Annotated in this window: 15 protein-coding genes; 3 read left to right on the top strand and 12 right to left on the bottom strand. The window is 59.9% G+C overall.

Annotated features, from left to right (window positions below; all coding sequences use genetic code 11):
- The first annotated feature begins 52 nt into the window (after positions 1–52).
- Together FHT82_RS02035 and FHT82_RS02030 are read left to right on the top strand one after the other, a co-directional pair.
- The gene (locus FHT82_RS02035; RefSeq protein ID WP_183725843.1) at positions 53–1,978 is read left to right on the top strand and encodes a PAS domain-containing sensor histidine kinase; all 1,926 of its coding nucleotides are present in this window, start codon (positions 53–55) and stop codon (positions 1,976–1,978) included.
- 123 nt (positions 1,979–2,101) lie between these two features.
- Positions 2,102–2,878: a hypothetical protein gene (locus FHT82_RS02030; protein WP_183725842.1), complete on the top strand. Its 777-nt coding sequence runs from the start codon at positions 2,102–2,104 to the stop codon at positions 2,876–2,878.
- Between the two features lie 81 nt (positions 2,879–2,959).
- Here the strand turns inward: FHT82_RS02030 and FHT82_RS02025 are convergent, their stop codons facing one another.
- Genes FHT82_RS02025 through cyoA form a run of 5 tightly spaced genes read right to left on the bottom strand, consistent with a single transcriptional unit; the run spans position 2,960 to position 7,996 of the window.
- Complete coding sequence (locus FHT82_RS02025; RefSeq protein ID WP_183725840.1) at positions 2,960–3,718, bottom strand: SURF1 family protein; 759 nt, start codon at positions 3,716–3,718, stop codon at positions 2,960–2,962.
- Positions 3,719–3,764: 46 nt separating this feature from the next.
- Positions 3,765–4,166, bottom strand: coding sequence for a cytochrome o ubiquinol oxidase subunit IV (gene cyoD / locus FHT82_RS02020; RefSeq protein ID WP_183725838.1), 402 nt, complete (start codon positions 4,164–4,166; stop codon positions 3,765–3,767).
- Positions 4,163–4,783, bottom strand: coding sequence for a cytochrome o ubiquinol oxidase subunit III (gene cyoC / locus FHT82_RS02015; protein WP_183725836.1), 621 nt, complete (start codon positions 4,781–4,783; stop codon positions 4,163–4,165). Before cyoC ends, cyoD begins: the two co-directional genes overlap by 4 nt.
- 6 nt (positions 4,784–4,789) lie before the next feature.
- Positions 4,790–6,793, bottom strand: a complete 2,004-nt coding sequence (gene cyoB / locus FHT82_RS02010) for a cytochrome o ubiquinol oxidase subunit I (protein ID WP_183725834.1) — start codon at positions 6,791–6,793, stop codon at positions 4,790–4,792.
- 42 nt (positions 6,794–6,835) lie between these two features.
- Positions 6,836–7,996, bottom strand: a complete 1,161-nt coding sequence (gene cyoA / locus FHT82_RS02005; protein WP_183727215.1) for a ubiquinol oxidase subunit II — start codon at positions 7,994–7,996, stop codon at positions 6,836–6,838.
- A 374-nt stretch (positions 7,997–8,370) separates the two neighbouring features.
- On the opposite strand from cyoA, the gene FHT82_RS02000 reads away from it, so the two are divergent.
- Complete coding sequence (locus FHT82_RS02000; protein ID WP_183725832.1) at positions 8,371–9,702, top strand: MFS transporter; 1,332 nt, start codon at positions 8,371–8,373, stop codon at positions 9,700–9,702.
- A 77-nt stretch (positions 9,703–9,779) separates the two neighbouring features.
- Here FHT82_RS02000 and FHT82_RS01995 read toward each other — a convergent pair whose 3' ends face one another.
- The 7 genes from FHT82_RS01995 to FHT82_RS01965 all read right to left on the bottom strand — a co-directional run bounded on the left by FHT82_RS01995 (position 9,780) and on the right by FHT82_RS01965 (position 19,119).
- Entirely contained in the window at positions 9,780–10,247 is a 468-nt protein-coding gene (locus tag FHT82_RS01995) for a cyclic nucleotide-binding domain-containing protein (protein ID WP_183725830.1), read from the bottom strand.
- Between the two features lie 96 nt (positions 10,248–10,343).
- Positions 10,344–13,058: an ABC transporter ATP-binding protein gene (locus FHT82_RS01990; RefSeq protein WP_183725828.1), complete on the bottom strand. Its 2,715-nt coding sequence runs from the start codon at positions 13,056–13,058 to the stop codon at positions 10,344–10,346.
- Positions 13,059–13,252: 194 nt separating this feature from the next.
- Positions 13,253–14,386, bottom strand: coding sequence for a glycosyltransferase (locus tag FHT82_RS01985; protein ID WP_183725826.1), 1,134 nt, complete (start codon positions 14,384–14,386; stop codon positions 13,253–13,255).
- Complete coding sequence (locus FHT82_RS01980) at positions 14,383–15,630, bottom strand: glycosyltransferase (RefSeq protein WP_183725824.1); 1,248 nt, start codon at positions 15,628–15,630, stop codon at positions 14,383–14,385. Before FHT82_RS01980 ends, FHT82_RS01985 begins: the two co-directional genes overlap by 4 nt.
- An 11-nt stretch (positions 15,631–15,641) precedes the next feature.
- Positions 15,642–16,850 (bottom strand): glycosyltransferase family protein, encoded by a 1,209-nt coding sequence (locus tag FHT82_RS01975; RefSeq protein ID WP_183725822.1) that lies wholly within the window; start codon positions 16,848–16,850, stop codon positions 15,642–15,644.
- 95 nt (positions 16,851–16,945) lie between these two features.
- Entirely contained in the window at positions 16,946–18,121 is a 1,176-nt protein-coding gene (locus FHT82_RS01970) for an ABC transporter permease (protein WP_183725820.1), read from the bottom strand.
- Positions 18,121–19,119 carry an ABC transporter permease gene (locus tag FHT82_RS01965; RefSeq protein WP_183725818.1) on the bottom strand — a complete coding sequence of 333 codons (999 nt, stop codon included), beginning with the start codon at positions 19,117–19,119 and terminating at the stop codon, positions 18,121–18,123. Before FHT82_RS01965 ends, FHT82_RS01970 begins: the two co-directional genes overlap by 1 nt.
- Position 19,120 lies beyond the last annotated feature (1 nt).

Below are 19,120 nucleotides of genomic sequence, written 5' to 3'. Positions count from 1 at the left end.
CATCCCCGCGAACCAGCGTTATAATGCGCTGGTGAATCGTTTAGAGGGGCAGATGGAAGCCTTGAATCGATATGATACGTCTCTTGAAGACGAGGGGCGTTTCCGGGTGCTCGTCGATGCGATTACCGACTATGCGATCTACATGCTAAGCCCCGAAGGTCTTGTGGCGAGCTGGAATTCCGGCGCCCAGCGTTTCAAGGGGTATCGCGCTTCCGAAATCCTCGGCCAGCATTTTTCTTGTTTCTACCTTGATGCTGACAGAGAGGCCGGTCTGCCCGCCAGGGCGCTTAAAATTGCCGCGGCGGAAGGACGCTTCGAGGGGGAAGGCTGGTGCCAGCGCAAGGATGGCACGCGCTTCTGGGCACATGTCATCATCGATCCGATCCGCCACGCCTCCGGCGAGTTGATGGGTTTTGCCAAGATCACCCGCGACCTGACGGAGCGCAAGGAGGCCGAGAACGCGTTGAAGCGCAGCGAAGAGCAGTTTCGCCTTCTCGTTCAGGGCGTCTCCGATTATGCGATCTACATGCTTGATCTCGAAGGCAACGTGACGAGCTGGAATTCCGGCGCTGAACGCATCAAGGGTTACAGGTCGGAAGAGATCATTGGCCGACACTTTTCCACTTTCTATACGGACGAAGATCGCCTTAACGGATTGCCCCAGCAGGCACTGGCCATCGCCAGCCGCGACGGACGGTTCGAAAAGGAAGGCTGGCGCCAGCGCAAGGATGGCTCCCGCTTCTGGGCCAGTATCGTGATCGACGCGATCAGAGACGATTTCGGCGAGATTATCGGTTTTGCCAAGATTACTCGCGACATCACTGAGAAGCTGGAAACGCAACGTGCGCTGGAGCGGACCCGCGAAGAACTTTTCCAGGCGCAGAAGATGGAAGCGATCGGCCAGTTGACCGGCGGTATCGCGCACGACTTCAACAATCTGCTGATGGCGGTGTTGGGCAGCCTCGAAATCCTCAAGAAGCGCATGCGGCAGGACCCAGCTCTGTCGCCGCTTGTCGACAATGCCATGCTCGGCGCCCAGCGCGGCGCGGCACTGACCCAGCGCATGCTCGCCTTTTCCCGCCGTCAGGAGTTGCAGGTGGAGACGATTGATGTTTGCGAGCTCTTGCGCGGTATGATGGACATGGTTTCGCGTTCCCTCGGCCCGATCGCCTCGCTTGAAACCGAATTTCCCGAGAGCCTGCCGGCGATCGCCACCGATCCGAACCAGCTCGAGACGGCCGTGCTCAACCTCGTCGTCAATGCCCGCGACGCCATGCCCGATGGCGGCCGTATCAGGATCAACGCTTCAGAAGAGGTCGTGTCGGAGGATGGCAATCTGCCGCCCGGTCATTATATTCGTGTCGCCGTCAGCGATGACGGTGAAGGTATGGACGAAGAGACGCTGAAGCAGGCCACCACGCCCTTCTTCACCACCAAGGGTGTCGGCAAGGGCACAGGGCTCGGTCTTTCCATGGTGCAGGGTCTTGCCGGCCAGTCTGGCGGCAGGCTTGTTCTGAAAAGCCGACTCGGGGAGGGAACGACGGCCGAGTTGTGGTTCCCGGTCGCGCAAGCCGAATGCGTGGTCGAACAGCCTGAACAATCCTTGCCCGAGACCTTAATCAGTTCGCGACCGCTGCGCATTCTTGCCGTCGATGACGACGGGCTGGTCTTGATGAATACGGCCCTCATGCTGGAAGATCTCGGTCACACCGTATTCGAGGCGACCGCCGGCGCCGATGCGCTCGATATTCTTCGCCACGAAGAGGTCGATCTCGTCATTTCCGATCATGCCATGCCGCGCATGACTGGTTCGCAACTGGCGCTCGCAATCCGGACCGAATGGCCTGATATGCCCGTCATCCTTGCGACCGGCTTTGCCGAGATTCCCGAAGGCGTCGGTATCATTGACGTGCCGCGCCTCGGCAAACCCTTTTCACAGGCCCAGCTTGCCGAAGCGATCGGGCGGGCAATCGTTTAATGCGGAGAGGCTTCTGGTTTCGAGGAGCCTTCCGTGATCCACACGTAGCCGGCGAGCACAAGTTACACGCAAGAGTTTTAATATATTGAAGCCCGGCATTTGCACCAATGTGGGGGATTTTCAATGACGACTATTGTGCCAACATCCTATTACAGCACTCGCCATAGCAGTTACGACAAGGCAAATTCGACGACATCTGGAGAGGTCTATTCCGGTATTTCTAGCGGGCGGGAATCCACGACGGAGACGACCGGCTCGCGTCAATCGGACGAGCCTATTGATCCCCGTCCGTCCGTGGCGACCGTCAAGTTCATGGGGCAGGTGATCACCGTGACTAAACTTGCCGTCGATCTCAAGCCGATCAACATCTCCGAACTGCCCGAAGATGAATATCAGTCCTTTATTGAAGGAGAGGCGGCGAGGATTGTGGCCAACAGACAATACCTGGAAAGGCAGTACACGCATTTCCCCGAGCCGCCGGATCTGTCGAACTATCCCGGCAACAAGCCCTATGCGACGGTATCCATCGGTGGACGGGTCGTGGCAACGATTTTCAATGACGGTGGGGTACAGACAAACGATAACGCATTGGGGTTGAAGCTGAGGGACGTCCTGAAGGGCAGTGTCAATGGGACGAACGGACCGGACCTCGCTCAAGACAGGGCGGACCAGATCGCCGCTATGCTCGGCGGCAAGATCTCGAAATCGAGAACGGCTCTCACACAGATCCAATATGCCGCGCTGCCACCGATCGTCACCGAACCACCGACAGTGGACTACCAGGCGATGATGGGCGATCCGCTCTATGCGCAGCTTCAGAGGCAGGCCGACAAGCTCGAAACGTGGAAACAGCAGAGAGAGATATTCCTGTCCCAACAGCAAGCCACGATTCAGGAGTGACGAGGGACGGCGAGAACGGGTTGTGACGTTCTCGCCTTTATCATGAAAGTCGGGACGCCTGCCGTCCCGGCCGGTGATCGCTTACCTTCCCCGGCGTATCCTGATCTCGTTTCGCAGGATATAGACGAGCAGCCCCGCCACCATGATTGCCAGCACATACCAGGTGATCGCATAGACAAGGTGGTTGTTCGGGAAGTCGAGAACCGTCAACCCTCCGACGGGCAAGCCGCCGGCATTGGGCGTCGCGTCCGCGTCGATGAAAAACGGCGCGACATCTGCGATGTCCCGCTTTTCGGCAATGGCTGGGACATCGCGCGAATACCAGCGGTCGGCTATCGGATCGTTGGAGCGCAGCAGCATGCCTTTCGGCTCGCTCATGCGCATCAGCCCGGTGACGCTTGCGGGTTTGGCAATCCAGCTCTCCGGCCGTGAAGCCGGATCGCGGCGGTCGGCCGGCACGAAGCCACGATTGATGAGAATCGCGCTGCCATCCGCAAGCCGAAGCGGCGTCAGTACCCAGTAGCCTGCGCCGAGCGCGGTGGATGCGGTAACCAGCGTCTCCTTGTCGTTTTCGAAGGCGCCTGTTGCCGCCACTCGCCGATATTCGTCATCGGCGGCGTTGATCTTACCCCAGTCGGCGCGAGCTGGCGGGACGACGGGCTCGGTGTGGACGCGCGCATCGACGCGGGCGATCAGATCGAGTTTCCAGGAGAGCCGGTAGACTTGCCAGGTGCCGAGCGCGATCAAGGCAGCGACGAGGGCCAGAAGGCCGAGCCCAAGGATCGCAAGTGTAACGGCCGAACGCGGCCTGTCCTGTTGGTCGGAAGAGATATCGGTCATGAGTAAACCGCAACGGGCGGCCTTGCCGCCGCCCGTTCCCCAGCCGTTACGGCATGTTCTTCATCATTTCAGGGCTCATCGGCATCATGTTCGTATTCAGGTGATACATGACCCAGAGCGAACCCGACAGCGCGATCGCGACGATGATGATCGTGAAGATCAGCGCCATGATCGTCCAGCCGCCTTCCGACTTCGTATTCATGTGCAGGAAGAAGATCATATGAACGACGATCTGCACGGCGGCGAGCGCCATCACCAGGATGGCGGTGACAATGTGACTTTCGAAGACGCCTGCCATGACCAACCAGAAGGGAATGGCGGTCAGGATGACGGACAGAATGAAGCCCGTCACGTAGCTCTTGAATGTGCCGTGACCGGCCTGATGCCCGTGACTATGGCCGTGGTGAGCCTCGTGGGCATCCTCATGTGCGGGTGCTTGCGAACTCATCCAAGAACTCCCATCAGGTAAACGAAGGAAAAGACGCCGATCCAGACGACGTCAAGGAAGTGCCAGAACATCGAAAGGCACATCAGACGCCGGCGGTTGGCTTCGATCAGACCGTGCATGGATACCTGCACCATCAGCGTGACCAGCCAGATGAGGCCGAAGGTGACGTGCAGACCGTGTGTGCCGACCAGCGTAAAGAAGGATGACAGGAAGGCACTGCGCTGCGGTCCTGCGCCCTCATGGATGAGGTTCACGAACTCATAGAGTTCGAGTCCGATGAAGGCTGCGCCGAAGAGGCCGGTCACGGCCAGCCAGAACAGCGTTTCCGCCTTTGCGTTGCGCTCCATCTGCAGCATCGCAAACCCGTAGGTGATGGAGGAGAGGAGCAGCATCGACGTGTTGATGGCGACCAGCTTCAGATCGAAGAGATCGGCCGGCGACGGGCCGGCCGCATAGCTGCGACCGAGCACGGCATGGGTGGCAAACAGCACCGAGAAGATCAGGCAGTCGCTCATCAGATAGAGCCAGAAGCCCAGATTGGTGCTGTTCTCCGGATGATGGTCTTCCGTGAGGTAGAATTCAGGCTTTTCGGCCGTGTCGATAGTGTGATCGCTCATGGTCTCTTACACCTGCTCGGCAAGCAGCCTGGTGCGCTTGCCTTCCGTTTCGGTGACTTCATCCGCAGGGATGTAGAAGTCACGCTTGTAGTTGAACGTATGGCCGATCGCGACGATGAACATGGCAACGGCCGAGACGACCACCAGCCACCACATGTACCAGATCAGGCCGAAGGCGAGCGCCACGCTGATGGCGGACAGAATCGCGCCGGCGCCGGTATTCTTCGGCATGTGGATCGGCTTGAAGCCGCCGAGCGGACGCTCATAGCCGCGGTTCTTCATGTCGTACCAGCTGTCGTGATCATGCACGACCGGCGTGAAGGCGAAATTGTAGTCCGGCGGCGGCGAGGAGGTCGACCATTCCAGCGTGCGGCCGTCCCACGGATCGCCGCTGTCGTCGCGCAGCTCTTCGCGCTTCCTGAAGGAGACGACGATCTGGATCAGGAAGGACGCGATGCCAAGCGCGATCAGGCCGACGCCGAAGGCGGCGATGATGAACCAGATCTGCAGCGATGGATCGTCGAACTGACTCATGCGGCGGGTGACACCCATCAGGCCGAGCACGTAGAGCGGCATGAAGGCGAACCAGAAGCCGATCTGCCAGAACCAGAAGCTCATCTTGCCCCAGAAGGGGTCGAGCTTGAAGCCGAAGGCCTTTGGGAACCAGTAGTTCACACCGGCGAACATGCCGAAGAGAACGCCGCCGATGATCACGTTATGGAAGTGCGCGATCAGAAACAGCGAGTTGTGCAGCACGAAGTCGGCAGGCGGAACGGCAAGCATGACGCCGGTCATGCCGCCGATGACGAAAGTCACCATGAAGCCGACCGTCCACAGCATCGGCACCTCGTAGCGGATGCGGCCGCGATACATGGTGAAGAGCCAGTTGAACATCTTCGCCCCCGTCGGGATCGAGATGATCATCGTGGTGATGCCGAAGAAGGAGTTGACGGAAGCGCCCGAACCCATCGTGAAGAAGTGATGCAGCCACACGAGATAGGAAAGGATCATGATCACGCAGGTGGCGTAGACCATCGAGGCGTAACCGAAGAGGCGCTTGCCGGAGAAGGTCGCAACCACTTCCGAGAAGATGCCGAAGGCCGGCAGAACCAGGATATAGACTTCCGGGTGGCCCCAGATCCAGATGAGGTTGACATACATCATCGGATTGCCGCCGAGGTCGTTCGTGAAGAAGTTCGTTCCGGCATAGCGGTCGAGCGACAGGAGGGCGAGCGTCGCGGTCAGGATCGGGAAGGAAGCGACGATCAGGATATTGGTGCAGAGTGCCGTCCAGGTAAAAACCGGCATTTTCATGAAGGTCATGCCCGGCGCGCGCATTTTCACGATGGTTGCGATCAGGTTGATGCCTGACAGTGTCGTGCCGACACCGGCGACCTGCAGGCCCCAGATATAATAGTCGACGCCGACGCCTGGACTATAGGCGGCACCCGAGAGCGGCGGATAGGCGAGCCAGCCGGTCTGCGCAAATTCGCCGATGAAAAGCGAAATCATGATGATGATGGCGCCTGCCGTCGTCATCCAGAACGAGAAGTTGTTGAGGAACGGGAAGGAGACGTCACGGGCGCCGATCTGCAGCGGCACCACGAAGTTCATGAGGCCGGTGACGAAGGGCATCGCCACGAAGAAGATCATGATGACGCCGTGGGCGGTGAAGATCTGGTCGTAGTGATGCGGTGGCAGGGGGCCTTCAATGCCGTTGAAGGCGACCGCCTGCTGTACGCGCATCAGGATGGCATCCGAAAAGCCGCGCAACAGCATTATGACGGCGAGGATGACGTACATGATGCCGATCTTCTTGTGATCGACGCTGCAGATCCAGTCGTTCCATAGCGAACCCCAGAACTTGAAATAGGTGATGATGCCCAGCACCGCGATGGCACCGATGACGACGCCGATGAAGGTCACGACCAGGATCGGCTCGTGATACGGGATCGCGTCGAGGGTCAACCGGCCGAAGATGAACTTCAGGAGGTCAGGATTGGAAAACATGGAACAACCCGTTCATTATGTCTTGCGACGCAAAGCGCCAGGTTAATTGTTGTTGAGCTGCGCCGGCGCCGGATCGCCGCCATTGCTATTGCCGGGCATGGAATGGCCATCATGCTGCATGTCCATCCCGGGCATATTGTGCATGCTGCTGCCATCGGTGCTTCCGGCAGGCTCGCTGCGTGCGGGAGCGCCCGTTGCGGGCACGGTTGCCGCAGGTGCGACAATGCCTTCGTCCGCATGGCGGTTGTCGTAGGTCAGCTTTTCGCGGTTTTCTTCGCTTTCCTTGCCACCGCCGCCCATCATGTCGATATGCATCATCTCGCTCGCGCACATTTTGCCGGGCGTGGCGCACATGTTGAGGATCGCGTCGTAGAGATCGGCATCGGCGCCGGCATAATAGCGCACCGGCTCCTTCTCGCTCGGCTTTTCGAGCTTCAGATAGGCGTCGCGGTTGAGCATCGTGCCGCGCTGCTTGACCTGCGCCACCCAGGCATCGAAGCCCTGCTGGTTCAGGCCGTGGAACTTGAAGCGCATATTTGAGAAGCCTGCGCCGCTGTAATTGGCGGAGAAGCCTTCATACTCGCCTTCCTTATTGATGACGGCGTGCAGTCTCGTCTGCATGCCGGGCATGGCGTAGACCTGACCGGCAAGGGCGGGGATGAAGAAGGAGTTCATCACCGAGGAGGCGGTGATCTTGAAGCTGATCGGCACGTCGACGGGAGCTGCGAGCTCATTGACCGTCGCAATGCCGAGGTCGGGATAGAAGAACAGCCATTTCCAGTCGAGCGCCACGACCTCGACGGTCAGCGGCTTGGTATCTGCCGGAATGGCACGGTCCGCATCGATACGGTCGAGTGGGCGGTAAGGATCGAGCTTGTGCGTGGAAATCCAGGTGACGGCGCCAAGCGCAATAATGATGGCGAGCGGTGCTGCCCAGATCACGATTTCGAGGCGGGTCGAATGGTGCCATTCGGGCGCGTAGCTCGCGGCCGTGTTGGAGCGCCGGTAGCGCCAGGCGAAAAGCAGCGTGAGGAAGATCACCGGAATGATGATCAGCAGCATCAGCACCGTGGAGACGATGATGAGGTCGCGCTGTTGGATGGCGATATCGCCCGAAGGCGACATGACCACCAAGTTGCATCCTGCCAAAAAAAACAGCGGCAAGACTAATAGAAGGCGGGAAAACTTTGGCAGTTTTTGCACGTCTCTAAGCTCTTTTTGTTTCGTTCGATTGCCGACTAAAGCACTGGCACGATGAGCGATATGAGGTCTTTGGTCGCAGTGCAACATGCATTTTGCATCGCGGGAGAAGTCAGCGTCCACAACGCCGCGAAATCCTGATGAAAACGGGAAGGAATTTTTCCGGCGCCGATTTTTGTATATCCGAAATACAAGACTTTGCCCAATAAAACTCTGGAATAGGTCGGGATAGGTATCACGCGATTTTTCCATCGCATTGATTTTTGAGAACTTCGCGTAACTATTTGGGCAATCGGGACTTGATAAGCTGCAAAGATGGAACAAGATCAGTTTGGGGCGCTTTGCAAAAAGCACCTTGAACGAGGGAGGCGTTTCATATGGCTACTGCCACACATTTAGGACCATCATCTTCATCGCTGGAACGGGATGCGCGGCGCATTCACGATGACAAGCCGGTTTCGCCCGGCAGCATCGCGGTCGGCGTGGTGATCGGTCGCATGTCTGAGTTTTTCGATTTCTTCGTTTACGGCCTTGCATCCGTACTCGTCTTTCCACAACTCGTCTTTCCCTTCGCGCCGGACAGGCTGACGGGCACGCTCTATTCCTTTGCTATCTTCTCGCTCGCCTTCCTTGCCCGCCCCGTCGGCTCGGTCGTCTTCATGACGATCGATCGTCTGTACGGGCGCGGCACGAAGCTCACCATCGCGCTCTTCCTGCTCGGCGGTTCGACGGCATCGATCGCCTTCCTGCCGGGCTATGACGAGATCGGCTACTGGTCGATTGCGCTGCTGGCCCTCTTTCGCCTTGGCCAGGGCTTTGCGCTTGGTGGAGCTTGGGATGGCCTTGCCTCGCTGCTTGCTCTCAATGCGCCGCCGAATCACCGTGGCTGGTATGCGATGATCCCGCAGCTCGGCGCACCGATCGGTTTTGCGCTGGCGAGCATCCTGTTCGGTTACTTCGTCGCCAATCTTTCCCCGGAAGACTTCCTCTCATGGGGCTGGCGTTATCCGTTCTTCGTCGCCTTCGCGATCAACGTCGTCGCGCTCTTTGCCCGCCTTCGTCTCGTCATGACCAAGGATTTCGGCACGCTCTTGGAGCAGCATGAGCTTGAAGCAGCACCGATCCTCGACGTGCTGCGCGTCCACGGCCGCGATATTCTGATCGGCGCTTTCGTGCCGCTGGCAAGCTTCGCTATGTTCCACCTCGTCACCATCTTCCCGCTCGGCTGGGTGAGCCTTCACAGCGATCGGCCGATCGGTGCCTTCATGGTGGTACAGGTTATCGGTGCCATCGTCGGCGTCGTCGCCATCATTGCCTCGGGCATGATCGCGGACCGCATCGGCCGCCGCGCGCAGCTGGCGATCTGTGCCGTCCTGATCGCAATCTTCAGCTTCATCGGACCGCTGCTGATCGGTGCCGATAATACCGGGCATGATGCCTACGTCATTATCGGCTTTGCCGTACTCGGCCTTTCCTTCGGTCAGGCGACCGGCTCGATCTCGTCGCGCTTCGGCCGTGGTTATCGCTATACAGGAGCGGCGTTCACCTCCGACCTTGCTTGGTTGGTCGGCGCCGGTTTTGCGCCGCTGGTGGCGCTCAGCCTGTCGAGCCAGTTCGGCCTGGCCTTCGTCGGATACTACCTGCTCTCGGGCGCGATCTGCACGCTGGCGGCTCTCGCCTTCAGCAGGGCGCTGGAACAGCGCGAATAGTGCGCATAGAGGTATAACGAAAAGGCTCGCTTGGGAAACCCGGCAGGCCTTTTTGTTTGGGGCGCCTATTTCGGGCTTTACTGCGCCATCTGCGGCTGCTTGGCAGCGCGCGCGGCGGTCAGTTCGGCGGTCGTATGGTTGAGACGGTCGGCGAGCACGCGCATGATCTCCACGGCCATTTCCGGGAAATCGCTCAGAAGCTTGAGGAAATGTTCCTTGCTGATGCGCAGGACTTCGAGTGGTGAGGTGGCGCGCACGGTCGCGGTACGCGAGACGTCGCAGAGAATGGCGATTTCGCCGACGATGGAATTGACCTCGACATCGGCGACCTTGATCTCACCGGCAGGCGAGGAAACGATGATATCGGCCGTGCCGGACAGAACGACATAGGCGGCGTCGCCGACATCGCCCTGGCGGAACAGGTTCTGGCCGGCGTGGTAGGTCATGCGATCGGAGGTGAAGGCCAAGAGCTTGAGTTTCGCTGGTGCGATCCTCGAGAAGATCGGCACCCGCCGCAGCATTTCGACTTCATCTCTCAACAGCATGAGCGTTACAACCCCCTGCCGCATGGTCCTTGATCATGCGCTAAAAACCAATTCCAAGCGCCTTGCGGGCGCCGTCTCTGCCGCCCCAATAGAATATTACGATAACAGTTCCTTGAACATCCCGTTTTTCTCGGAAAGTTCCGGATAGTTGCCCACCTCGGCAAGATCGCCGCGATCGAAGAGCAGAATTCGATCGAAGATTTCCGCAAGCTTGGCGTTGGACAGCACCCAGATGATCGCCGGACGCTTGCCTTCCTCATGCAGGCCTTCGATGACGTTGTGGGTGATCTGATCCTGGATGCGCTGATCGAGCGCCGGGATCGGCCGGTTGAAGATGAAGTAGTCGGAGCGCTTGAGCAGGGCGCGGGCGAGATTGAGCTTCTGCCGCTGCACCCCAGTCAGGCGCTTGCCGCCGGAGCCGACATCAAATTCGAGCCCGATCGACAATACGTCGTCGTAGAGATCGAGCGCATCGAAAAGTTCACCCATGATGAGACGAATGCGGTCGGAGGCATCGGCCTGCTGATAGGCGATGCGGCCGAAGAGCACATTGTCCATCAGGCTTGCGGAAGCCGTGAAGCGGTTGATGTCATAACGCTCGATCAGCTCGGCGAGATCGTCGGGGATGTTCTGGTGGAACTGTTTGCGGGCGCTAACGATCTTGTCCATCAGCGCCTGGGTCAAGAGGCCGAAGCGGTGCCGTGGTTCGATATAGGCGAAGCTCAGGCGGATGATGCTGGCCCGGTCTTCCGGCGTCGCATCCTCGAAGCGCTTGCCCTGCAGCTTCTGCAGCAGCGCCTGATAGGTCGGGATATCATCCGCCGTCATGAAGGTGAGCTGCTGGAAGAAGGGGTGGTCCGGCGGCAGGTCGTGGAAGAGTTCCACCGCGTTCTCGGCAATCTCCAGGCCCATCGCATAGAGGTCGGTGCTGAGCCCGGTATCGCGGAAGAGCTGCTGGAAATAGGGGTGGCCGGCAAGCCGACGATTGTTCATCAGCGGCCGCTTCATCGTGCCGAAGAGCAGGTTCTCGCCGACGGTTGCCTGTGTATTGTAAGTGTCGAAATCGAAGGGCACGACGATGGCGTCGAGGTTTTCGCTGGCAAGCCGCTCGCGCAGCGACGTCCTGAGTTCGACGATATGGCTGCCGAGCGCAGTATGAACCTCGGTATTGACGGTGGATCGCAATGCCAGATCCAGAATGTCCTGCGACATCATGACGGCGTCGAGCACCGGCCGGATCGCCTTCAGCAGGTCTTCCGGGCCGTTCGCGCCGGCTGCCTTGTAGTCAACCCAGTCGCTGTTGAGATCGAGTGTCGGATTGCCGGCCTTCTGCGATTCCGCGACATGCCACTTATATTCCTGCGCGGCCTTGCCGTCATACTCGGGTTCCCTCATCGGCGCATGCTTAAGGCCGTAGAGCAGATTGTCGCGTAGCGTGCCGTGGAAGAAATAGCTGTCGGCGGAGGCATAGGAGATGCGCCGGCCGGTAATCGATTCCGGCAGATCCAGCAGATCCTGTCCGTCGATGGTGATACGGCCGGAATCCGGCCAAACGAGCCGGCCAAGCGCTTCGGCGAAGGCTTCCGCGCCGCTGCCGTTCGGTCCGACGATCGCAACCGTCTCGTTGGGCTTGATCTCGACCGAGACATGGTCGACGAGGCGTGCGCCGCTGTCGTCGCTGACGGAGAGGTTTGTGACGACGAAGGCGCTCGTCAGCGGCGTCACCGGCGTCGTGGCCAGCTCCTGGATGCGGCTTTCGATCAGCGGCTCGATATTGAACTGCTCGTAGACCTGCGCATATTTGACCTGCACGTCCTGGCGCATCTGGTCCCAGTCGATCAGCTCCTTCAGCGGGCCGGGCAGGTCCTTGTAGGCGGAAATGACGGCGACGAGCTGACCGATGTCGAGCCGGCCCTGCAGCGCCAGATAACCGCCGATCGCATAGAATAGGAAGGGCGTGACCTGGGCGAGGAAGTTGTTGATGAACTTGACCAGAAACTTCCACTGATAAAGGTCGTAGCGGATCGAGAAGATGCGGCCGAGGCGGGTGGCGATATCGGCGCGCTCGAAGTTGGAGGTATCGTTGCCATGGATCGTGCCGATGCCGTCGACGATCTCGCCGACGCGGCCGGAAAGTTCGCGGGCGGTCAGCTGGCGCTGACGGCCGAGTTCCAGCAGGCGCTTGCGCATGCGGGGGATGACCACCGCCTGCACGCCGACGATGGCAGCCGCGATCATGCCGAGCCAGAAATTCTGGATGATGATGAAGGCAAGGGCGGTGATCGCCTGGCCGCCGAGCAGGGCGGGTGAGACGAAGGCGTCGCCTGTGAAGCCACCCATCGGCTCCACCTCATCCTTGATCATGGTGGCGATTTCGGCGGATTTCACCCGCTTGAAATGGGCGGGCGGGAAACGCAGCACGCGATCGATGAGTTCGAAGCGGATGCGGCGCAACATGCGCTCGCCGAGCCGGCCCTTGTAGGTGTTGATGTAGAACTTGAAGAGGCCGTTCAGCACGACCAGCGCCAGGAAGACGAGGCTCAGTGCCATCAGCATCTGGAAGCGGTTGAGCTCCAGGCCCTTGAAGAATTCGACATGCCCGATCAGCGGGATGTCGTAAGCGATGTGCATGAAGGTCTGTCTTGCGCCCGGCCCTTCGAAGCCGTCACCCTGAATAGGTCCGTTGACGATCTGCTTCGGCAGGTCGAAGGACAGGAAGTAAGGCACCATGGAGGCTGCGACGACCAGCAGAATCCAGAGCTGCTGCAGCCGCGTATTCTTCCAGATATAACGCGCGAGGCTTTTTTCCATGGCTAACCGTCAGACTGTGGGGAAAGTCCGTGCAGTGATCCTGATGCTGAAGAAGAGGGAATCTCCGAGTACAGGACCATGCAGTCAGACCGCCGATATCGCAACGAAAACAAGGCGGAGCGGACTGATGTCGAAACGCCGATTCTCGCCGGAAATTTTCTTATATCACATGAATTTTGGAATAGGCGAGGGTTTCAGCCGATCATCGAGCGAATGATGGCTGCACTTTTTGCGGCTCCGTCGAGATCGAGGCGAACGGCCGGACGCGGCGGGGCGGCAAGTGCCCGTTCGACCGCAGCCTTGACGTCGTCGAGGGTCAGCCCCTTCTCCGGCAGGATTTCGGCAAGGCCTAGCGCCTGCAACCGTTCGGCGCGCACGGTCTGTTCCGTCTCACCCGCCGCCACGAAGGGGATGAGGATCGAACGGCATTGGGTGCGCAGGAGATCTCCCACCGTGTTGTAGCCGGCCTGCGAGATAGAGACTTTCGCACCGCGCAGCAGCGAGGGGAAATCCTTGCGGAACCGTACCAGCGTGACATTGGCAGGCGCATCTTCCGACAATGCAGAAAAATCGGCTGCGGGAAGGTTGGGGCCGGTAACTAGCAGCCAGCGGATATCGGCAGGCAGAAGTGCGGCCGCATCGCGGGCGGCGCGGATCAGTTCCAACCCGACGGCGCCGCCGCCCGCCGAAGCGATGATGTCGAATGTCTCGGATGGTTCCGGCGCCGGCGGTGGAGCGACAAGACCGGTATAGCGCAGCCGGTCGGCGATATCGGCTGTCAGCGGAAAAGTATCTTCCAGACGCACGAAATCCGGATCGCCGTGAATGAGCACGGCGTCGAAATGGTCCCTGACCAGTTTGACGGTTTCCTCGTCGCGGCCGGGCTTGCGGTTTTCCTGCAGGATGTCGCGCACTGAGCTTAAGAGCTTCGGCCGTGGGTTGGCCTTTTCGATCGCATCGAGCAGGGGCAGCAGTTCGAAGCGCATCTGTCGGCGGCCGAAGGGGAAGGCCTCGATAATGACGACTTCGGGCTTCGCTTCCTCAAAGGCTTTCAGAAGCAGGTCGCGGCGTCTGGACAGAAATTCCTCGCCTGCCGCCTGCCCGTCGGCATCGGCAAGGCCGGAAAAGCCGACATTGCTGGCGACGACCGGCGGCAGTTCGATGGTCTTCACACCGTCGCCCGGAAAGCCCGGCACAGGCAGGCCGCCGGTGACGACGGTGACTTCGAAGCCGTCCTTTACCAACGCATTGGCGATGCGGCTGGCGCGCGCAATATGACCGATGCCGAGCAGATGCTGGACATAAAAGAAGATACGGGGAGCAGTCATGACGCTTTCTGCCATTCTGCCTCGAACAGGCCGCTCAGCTGACGGATGCTGGAATGGTAATCGAAATGGTCTCGCACGCGTTCCTCCGCCGCATCGCCCAGCCGTTTGCGCATATCGGGATTGCGGATCGCCGTCTCGAGCGCCTTTGCAAGGGCTGCCGGATCCTCCGGCGGCACGACCAGACCGTTTTCGCCGTCGCTCAGCAGTTCCGGCACGCCGGAGACATTGGTGGAGAGACAGACGAGCCGTTGGCTGGAAGCCTCGACCAGTACATTCGGCAGGCCGTCGCGGTCGCCATTGGCGGCTATGCGGCAGGCGAGGGCGAAGAGGTCGGCGCAGCGATAGTGATCGAGCACGTCTTCCTGCGCCAGCGCGCCCTTCCAGGTGATGCGTTCGGCAAGACCGAGTTCAGCGGCAAGCTTTTTCAGCTTGGAAAGCTCCTCGCCGCCGCCGATATGGTCCATGCGCCAGTTGAGCTCCTTCGGCAGCAGGGCAAGGGCGCGCAGCAGCACGTCGTAGCCCTTCTTTTCCACCGCCCGGCCGACGCTGAGGATGAAGACGGGGTCGGCGGGATCGCTGCCGTTGCGGTTTGAGCGCTCGCCTGAGAAATGGCCGAAGCGGGCGAGGTCGAGGCCATGATAGCTCAGATGTACCGCATCCTGGCGCCTCGTCAGCGCTTTCATATGCTCGTAGCCACTGCGGGTGCAGGTGACGGCCCACCGGGCACTTCCGAGCTTCTGGCCGAGGTCCCAGTCGGGTGAGGTCCAGATATCCTTGGCATGGGCCGAGCAGGTCCAGGGCGTGCCGGTCAGAATGCTCGCATATTCCGTCACGGAAGCGGGCGTATGGATAAAATGAGCGTGCAGCCACTCGCCGTTGTCAGGCCATTCGCGTGCCAGGACCAGCGCCTGGCCGAGCCGGCGGAAGCGATTGCGGGAGATGTCGCGCGGCAGATCGGCAAAGAAACGCTTCATCAGCGCGCCGAAGCCAGGTTTCGAAAAGCCGGCAAGAAGGCCCCTCAGCACGCGAATCGGCTCTTCATGCAGATATTCCGGAAGATAGACGACGCGCGCCTTGATCTCATCATGGACGGGATGACGCTTCTTGTCGGTCGGCCGGCGCATGGAAATCAGCGTCAGGTCGAAGCCGGCCTTTTCAAGGCCGAGCAGTTCCTGGGCGATGAAGGTTTCCGAAAGGCGGGGATAGCCTTTCAGCACGACGAGAATCTTGCGGCGTGGCGACAAAGGATGGCTCTTTATTCTGCGCCGACGAGGGAAAGATGGCGTCCTCGGCTGTCCAGCCATATGCCGACAGTGCGGGAAATATGATCCAGCCCCTCGAGGTGCATGTTGCAGCCGCTCCTTGATGGCGGCAACCGCGAGGGCAGGCGCTTCAGCGTTTCGGCCATGATCGCCGGGTCAGCAGATTGCACTGGCAGCAGCATATCGATGAGGCCGAGTTCGCTGGCGCGGCGGGCGCGCAGAAGCTGCTCCTCGCGCGGGGCGACGCGTGGGACGATGAGCGCCGGCTTGTCGAAGGAAAGGATCTCGCAATAGGTGTTGTAGCCACCCATAGCGACGACGGCAGTGGCGCCGTCGATCAATTCCTCCATGTGATTGTCGAATTCGATCACCTCGATATAGGGGATCTTCTCCCCTTTTTTGACCAGCTTTGCACGTTCGGCCGCCGGCATATACGGACCAAGTACGACAAGCGCCTTCTGCGTCAGCGTCTCGTCGGCCTCATAGGCATTCATCACGTCGTGAACGAGATCGGAGCCGTCACCGCCGCCGCCTGTCGTCACCAGGATATAGTCGTCCTTGCGGGCATTCAGCGAGTTCTTGCCCTTGGAGACGCTGCGCTGCAGGAAGCCGACGAAATCCATCTTGCGGCGAACGCCGGCGGGTACGTCGAGGCCGACAAGCGGATCGTAGAAGTCCGGCGGCCCATAGACCCAGATGCTGTCGTAATACTGGTCGATCTTCTGCATGACGCTGTTTCTCTTCCACTCGGCTTCAAGCAGATGCGGTGCGTCCATGATCTCGCGCAGACCGAGCACCAGAGTGGTGCCGCGCGCTTTCAGATAGGCAAGCGTTTCCTCGATCTCGCCCTTCAGGCCCATCGGCTCCTTGTCGACGATGAAGATATCGGGTTCGAAGGTCTCGGCGGTGTGACGAATGCTCGACTCGCGCATCTTCAGCGTATCCTGAAGATCGATGTGGCTGGCCAGCGAGGTATATTCACCGTTGCGAAGCTTGATGACGCTCGGGATCTTCACGAAGTCGACGCGGGCACGATAATCGAAGGCGCCGGCAATCGTCGCGCCCGAGATGATCAAGATGTTCAGGCCGCGATAATCCTCGACGAGGGCATGGGCGATCGTGCGACAACGGCGCAAATGGCCGAGGCCGAATGTATCGTGGCTGTACATGAGGATGCGTGCATCTTCGAGGCGTCTGGCCATGGGTGTGCCCTCTGAGGTGGACGACATACTTCTACCACCCCCGCAAATCGGAGGCCACGAGGCGGCGGACGCAAAGCAGCCCGTCGAACTCGACGCTATTTGTAGGGATCTGCCGCATCGCGCAAGCCATCTCCCAGAAAATTGAACGCCAAAATCACCAGTACAACCGGAACGATCGGGAACAGCAGCCACGGATAGAAGGCGATGACGCTTACGCTCTTGGCCTCCGTCAGCAGGATGCCCCAGCTGGTAATGGGTGGCCGCAGGCCGAGGCCGAGGAAGGAGAGCGCCGTCTCACCGAGGATCATACCCGGAATGGAAATGGTGGCGGATGCGATAAGATGCGACATGAAGCCGGGCACGAGATGCCGGCCGATGACACGCGGGGTGCTGGCACCCATGAGCTGGGCTGCCTGGACATAATCTTCCTCACGCAGCGCCAGAAGCTTGGAGCGTACGGCGCGGGCAAGGCCCGTCCAGTCGATGATGCCAAGAATGACGGTGATGCCGAAATAGATGACGATCGGGCTCCATGTCACCGGCATGATGGCGGCGAGCGCCATCCAGAGCGGCAGGGAGGGCAGTGATTGTAGCACTTCGATCAGGCGCTGGACGATGAGGTCGAAGATGCCACCCCAATAACCAGCGAGGCCGCCGATGATGATACCGAGCACGAAACTGATGGAAATACCGATCAGCCCGATGGTGAGCGAGATGCGTGCGCCATAAAGGATGCGTGAAAGCACGTCACGGCCGAGACGGTCGGTGCCGAGCAGGAACATCTGTCCACCGATTGCCGGGCAGACGAGATGAAAGTCGGAAGCGACAAGGCCCCAGAGCTTGTAGTCATCGCCACGGCAGAAGAAGCGGATCGGCTGGATGTCGTTCTGGTTGTCGGTATAGAGACGGTGCAGCGTATCGATATCGAGCGTCATCTTCCGGCCATAGACGAAGGGGCCGACGAAATTGCCCTCGCTGTCGAAAAGACGGACGCGCTGCGGCGGCGAATGGATGAAATCGACGTTGCGGGTATGCAGCCCGTAAGGCGCCAGGAACTCGACGATAAGGATCATCAGGTAGACGGCGGCGAGGAAGATGCCGGATGCAAGCGCCAGCCTGTGGCGCTTGAACTTCCACCACATGAGCTGCTTCTGCGAGGCAAGGTGGATGCGCGACTGCGCTGATGTCATCGTCTCCGTTGCGATCGGATCGAACGGGGCGGTCGAAACATAATGCGGCAGCGGCGCACCGGGAGCGGGTAGGGGCGACATTATTTGGTGCTCCTGCCTTGCAGACGGATGCGGGGATCGAGGAAACCGAGCGCGATATCGGAAATCAGCACGCCGATGACGTTGAGGAAGGCGAGGAACATCAGGAACGAGCCGGCAAGATACATATCCTGGCTCTGCAGTGCCTTGATTAGCATCGGCCCGGTCGTCTCCAGCGACAGAACGATGGCGACGATCTCGGCGCCCGAAATAATCGACGGCAGGATCGAGCCGATATCGGCGACGAAGAAGTTGAGCGCCATACGGAGCGGATATTTGACCAGGGCGCGCACCGGATGCAGCCCTTTGGCGCGTGCCGTCGTCACATATTGCTTCTGCATCTCGTCGAGCAGGTTGGCGCGCAGGCGGCGAATCATGCCGGCGGTACCCGCCGTGCCGACGATGATGACCGGGATCCAGAGATGCGCGAGGATGGACCGCGCCTTAGCCCAGCTCATCGGCTCGTTCAGATATTGCTGGTCCATCAGATGGCCGATGGAAAGCCCGAACCAGACATTTGCGAAATACATCAGGATCAGCGCCAGCATGAAGTTGGGGATGGCGATGCCGAGCAGGCCGAGGAAGGTCAGGCCGTAATCGCCCCAGCTATATTGATGGGTTGCCGAATAGATGCCGATCGGGAAGGCAATCAGCCAGGTGAGAAGGATGGTCGTGAAGGAGACGAGGATCGTCAGCCACAATCGGTCGCCCACGACGTCGGAAACCGGCAGCTGATATTCGAAGGAATAGCCGAAATCGCCATGCAGCATGCCGCCGACCCAGAAGAAGTAGCGCACGATCCCCGGCTGGTCGAAGCCGTATTGATGGCGCAGCTCCTCGATTTCCTGCAGGTTTGCGGTCTCGCCCTGTGCGCGCAGTTCGGCGATCTGGCTTTCGAAGAAGTCACCCGGCGGCAGTTCGATGATGACGAAGACCAGCGCCGATATCACGAGCAGGGTCGGCACCATGGCGGCGATACGCCAGAGAATATAGCGGATCATC

The sequence above is a fragment of the Rhizobium sp. BK275 genome (assembly GCF_014193555.1).
Classification (GTDB): domain Bacteria; phylum Pseudomonadota; class Alphaproteobacteria; order Rhizobiales; family Rhizobiaceae; genus Rhizobium.
This window is presented reverse-complemented; position numbering and strand designations above follow the sequence as displayed.

Excerpts from the sequence above, each read along its gene's own strand:
- FHT82_RS02025 (WP_183725840.1), bottom strand. The coding sequence starts at position 3,718 with ATGACCGATATCTCTTCCGACCAACAGGACAGGCCGCGTTCGGCCGTT.
- FHT82_RS01970 (WP_183725820.1), bottom strand. The coding sequence starts at position 18,121 with ATGTCGCCCCTACCCGCTCCCGGTGCGCCGCTGCCGCATTATGTTTCG.
- cyoC (WP_183725836.1), bottom strand. The coding sequence starts at position 4,783 with ATGAGCGATCACACTATCGACACGGCCGAAAAGCCTGAATTCTACCTC.
- FHT82_RS02000 (WP_183725832.1), top strand. The coding sequence starts at position 8,371 with ATGGCTACTGCCACACATTTAGGACCATCATCTTCATCGCTGGAACGG.
- FHT82_RS01995 (WP_183725830.1), bottom strand. The coding sequence starts at position 10,247 with ATGCTGTTGAGAGATGAAGTCGAAATGCTGCGGCGGGTGCCGATCTTC.
- cyoD (WP_183725838.1), bottom strand. The coding sequence starts at position 4,166 with ATGAGTTCGCAAGCACCCGCACATGAGGATGCCCACGAGGCTCACCAC.
- FHT82_RS01965 (WP_183725818.1), bottom strand. The coding sequence starts at position 19,119 with ATGATCCGCTATATTCTCTGGCGTATCGCCGCCATGGTGCCGACCCTG.
- cyoB (WP_183725834.1), bottom strand. The coding sequence starts at position 6,793 with ATGTTTTCCAATCCTGACCTCCTGAAGTTCATCTTCGGCCGGTTGACC.
- FHT82_RS01990 (WP_183725828.1), bottom strand. The coding sequence starts at position 13,058 with ATGGAAAAAAGCCTCGCGCGTTATATCTGGAAGAATACGCGGCTGCAG.
- FHT82_RS01985 (WP_183725826.1), bottom strand. The coding sequence starts at position 14,386 with ATGACTGCTCCCCGTATCTTCTTTTATGTCCAGCATCTGCTCGGCATC.
- FHT82_RS01975 (WP_183725822.1), bottom strand. The coding sequence starts at position 16,850 with ATGGCCAGACGCCTCGAAGATGCACGCATCCTCATGTACAGCCACGAT.
- FHT82_RS02035 (WP_183725843.1), top strand. The coding sequence starts at position 53 with ATGGAAGCCTTGAATCGATATGATACGTCTCTTGAAGACGAGGGGCGT.
- FHT82_RS02030 (WP_183725842.1), top strand. The coding sequence starts at position 2,102 with ATGACGACTATTGTGCCAACATCCTATTACAGCACTCGCCATAGCAGT.